Here is a 3508-nt window from a genome sequence, read left to right as displayed (position 1 = left end):
CAATGCAAAAACACCTCCAAGGTTATCCCCACATCTTACGACATGGATGCATTTTCTTGAAGGTGTTTTAATTTGTCTCACGTTAGGGGGTCAGTCCCACATTTATATTTGAGAAATTAGGCTTTTTTCGTTGCTCCGTTAAAGCGCCCTTTTATTGAATAAGAATTTTCTTCAAATCGAGACGGATTGGCATATAACGTTTTCGCATTCACGAACCCGAGAGCCTTAGAACGAAGTTCTTAGACTCGCAGGGTTGTCGCCTGAATCTGCTTCCCTGCTTCTTCTCCTGGCGACCAAGGGGCTCGGAGAGTCCCGCAGCGTGAATGCTGTGTTATATGACGTACCCGACTTCTTCGAGTTACTTTCACACTGCTTTTCTGTTTCAATTTTTACTTCAGTAATGTATATTTCAGTAAAGGCTTTTTATAAAACGTCACTTACTTATTTGTTACCGAGTTGTTCCGCCAAACCGATTAGAAGTCCTTCGGTTCCACGAATGTAGCAGAGCCGATACGAGTCCTCGTACTGAACCACTTCGCCAACGAGCTGAGCACCATACTTAGTGAGTCTGGATACCATTTCGTCAATGTCTTCAACGGTGAACATGACGCGTAGATAACCGAGGGCATTTACAGGAGCAGTCCGGTGATCTGATATAGTAGGTGGGGTGAGAAATCGCGAAAGTTCAAGTCGGCTGTGGCCATCTGGGGTAACCATCATAGCAATCTCTACGCACTGAGAACCCAATCCGGTTACGCGACCAGCCCATTCACCTTCGACAGTGGCTCGCCCTTCGAGGTTCAAGCCAATCTCCTCGAAGAAAGAGATTGCGTCATCAAGGGATTCTACAACGATGCCGACATTGTCCATTCTTAGTAATTTGTTTTTTTCCATAGTTTTATCTCCTTATGTGTAAAAATTTATTATCTGATCATCTTCATAATTATTCTATTAAAAAGTTACAAATTCCTTCCAAACAAAAAACACCTTGTCACAGTTCATGATAACAAAGAAAAGTCACAGTATAGGAAAATGTGAAATTGGGTTTTCGGGTATGTCATATAACATCTTGTTAACGAACAACACTTCGTAAACCCTCTACTATTGGAATATTCGCGAACCTTATTTCGTGAATGCCATCATGTTCAAATAGTTTCAAAAATTCGATACCGTAGTTGCTATTCGATAAAACAACTTCGACTTCCCCACAAAATATTCGTGCCCTGTACTCCATTAAATGGCCCTTTAATGGAATAAGGAACGATTATTGTTTCCCTTCCGACAGCTTTCTATATAATGAAGCCCTAGAAACATTTGTAATTTCACAAATTTGATTTACAGTCATACCTCCTTCTTTATATAGCTTTACTGCATAATTCATTCCTGCGTGATTTTTATGATATTTCTTTAACCGGCCTTTAAACTTGCCTTCTTTCTTAGCCAGATCAATCCCTTCACGTTGACGCATATGGATAAGATCTCGCTCTAATTGGTTAACACCAGCCATTACTGTAATTAAGAATTGGCTGTATGGATTATCCTCTGATAAATCTAGCCATGAATCCTTGATTGATTTTAAGCTTGCCTTTTTACTTCGTATTATATCAATCAATTCAAATAAATCCTGCGTACTTCGAGTGATCCGAGTTAGATCTGTAACATAAACAATGTCACCTTCCTGTAAATCCTCTAACATTTTTTGAAGTTGCTCACGATCCTTTGTTGCTCCAGAAACTTTTTCTTCAAAAATAATATCCATTCCGATTTCGTTTAATTGCTGAAATTGCCTTGAAGGATTTTGGCTAGTCGAACTGACACGTATATAGCCGATTTTTCGCAAAATATCACCTCGTTTTTGAGACAAGTCTTATGAGACACTCTTAACTATGATTTTATCAGTCTACTGCAGTACACTCTATTTAAACTAATTAACTGAATTATTGCAGAAATGAGATGATACTGTATGAAAATTGCGAGAGGTAGAGAATTGATTACACTTGAACAGCGACAGGCCCTAATGCAAATTCCTGAAGATGAGTGGGTGCTAGGAACCTACTACACTTTTTTCAAACGTGATTTAGAAATTATAAATAAACGAAGGAGAGAAGAAAACCGTTTAGGGTTCGCCGTTCAATTAGCCGTTCTTCGGTATCCCGGTTGGCCATACACTCATNTATTCACTTCGAATTTCTTTCCAAACGAGATTTAGAAATTATAAATAAACGAAGGAGAGAAGAAAACCGTTTAGGGTTCGCCGTTCAATTAGCCGTTCTTCGGTATCCCGGTTGGCCATACACTCATATCAAAGGCATCCCGGATTCAGTCATACATTATATATCGAAACAAATCGGTGCCACTCCATCTTCGCTTAGTCTTTATCCCCAAAGGGAAAATACACTTTGGGATCATTTGAAAGAAATTCGAAGTGAATACGACTTCGTAACTTTTACTCTAAAAGAATATCGAATGACATTTAAGCATCTTCATAAATTAGCTTTGGAAAATGGTGATGCCATTCATCTACTACATGAATGCATAGATTTTCTAAGAAAAACAAAATCATACTACCTGCTATCACTACACTTGAGAGAATAGTGTGGGAGGCAAGGGCAATGGCTGAAAAGAAGCTATTTAATACGGTTAGTCAATCTCTGACAAATGCGCAAAAAGAAAAGCTTGAAGAAATCATTACTTCGCAGCATCCATCCGAATCCAATAAAACGATATTGGGTTGGTTAAAGGAACCACCTGGTCATCCTTCACCCGAAACATTTCTAAAAGTAATAGAACGACTCGAATACATACGAGGAATGGAATTAGAAACGGTTCAAATTAGTCATTTGCATCGCAATCGCCTGTTGCAGCTATCTCGCTTAGGTTCCAGATATGAGCCTTTTATAAATATGAGGAAGAGCCTTTATTGAAGGAGTTGGATATTCGTATTTTTGGTGCAGGCAAAATTGAATTCCGTTTTGAAAATTATTTGGATTTGGATCCTAGCAGGAAGGATGAATATGGAGTACCGAAGATCCAGGTTCATTATTCGTATAGTGAAACGGATAAGCAAGTCATTCGCCAAACGATACAAGGGGTAAAACATGTTTCCAGTATCGTGGGGGCTCCTTTAATCTCTCGAAATGGCAGACCGGCACTCTGTCTATTGCGTCCGGGACAAGAGTTCCATTTACACCGGAACTTGTCGAATCGGCAATGATCCTCTCACAGCTGCGGCAAATCCGTTTGGCGAAATCTTTGGCGTATCTGGTTTGTTTGTGGAGGATAACAGTATGATTCCTACAATGTCTGCGGCAAATCCGACGTTAACTACGGTTGCCCTCGCGATCCGCACGGCCGATCATATTTTGCAACAACGACAAGATTAAGTTAAATTAATCGATAAACCGTCAGGTTGGTATTATCCCCTTTAAGTAGACACTCTAAAAAAACCTCATGTTATCATGAAGGAAAGAGTGAACTTGGAGGGGATATTTTTTATGGCAAAACAAGG

3 protein-coding genes and 3 pseudogenes are annotated in these 3508 nt (G+C 39.6%); 4 read left to right on the top strand and 2 right to left on the bottom strand.

The window, feature by feature from the left end; all coding sequences use genetic code 11:
- Positions 1-441: 441 nt before the first annotated feature.
- Positions 442-894 (bottom strand): VOC family protein, encoded by a 453-nt coding sequence (locus ASG81_RS29420; RefSeq protein ID WP_053474663.1) that lies wholly within the window; start codon positions 892-894, stop codon positions 442-444.
- A gap of 370 nt (positions 895-1264) precedes the next feature.
- Positions 1265-1840 (bottom strand): recombinase family protein, encoded by a 576-nt coding sequence (locus ASG81_RS29415; protein ID WP_056643393.1) that lies wholly within the window; start codon positions 1838-1840, stop codon positions 1265-1267.
- Between the two features lie 123 nt (positions 1841-1963).
- Between ASG81_RS29415 and ASG81_RS30500 the strand changes: the two are divergent.
- The 4 genes and pseudogenes from ASG81_RS30500 to ASG81_RS33440 all read left to right on the top strand — a co-directional run.
- A pseudogene (locus tag ASG81_RS30500) lies at positions 1964-2173 on the top strand (DUF4158 domain-containing protein); the annotation flags it as partial.
- Position 2174: 1 nt separating this feature from the next.
- Positions 2175-2897, top strand: a pseudogene (locus ASG81_RS29410) (DUF4158 domain-containing protein); the annotation flags it as partial.
- A gap of 23 nt (positions 2898-2920) precedes the next feature.
- Positions 2921-3214, top strand: coding sequence for a hypothetical protein (locus ASG81_RS33445; protein ID WP_056643391.1), 294 nt, complete (start codon positions 2921-2923; stop codon positions 3212-3214).
- Positions 3183-3281: pseudogene (locus tag ASG81_RS33440) on the top strand (GMC oxidoreductase); the annotation flags it as partial. The gene ASG81_RS33445 and the pseudogene ASG81_RS33440, both read left to right, overlap by 32 nt.
- Positions 3282-3508: the final 227 nt, after the last annotated feature.

This window comes from Paenibacillus sp. Soil522 (assembly GCF_001428245.1).
Classification (GTDB): Bacteria; Bacillota; Bacilli; order Paenibacillales; family Paenibacillaceae; genus Pristimantibacillus.
Note: the sequence above shows the minus strand (reverse complement) of the source record. Positions and strands in the feature narration are given on the sequence as shown.

Excerpts from the sequence above, each read along its gene's own strand:
- ASG81_RS29420 (WP_053474663.1), bottom strand. The coding sequence starts at position 894 with ATGGAAAAAAACAAATTACTAAGAATGGACAATGTCGGCATCGTTGTA.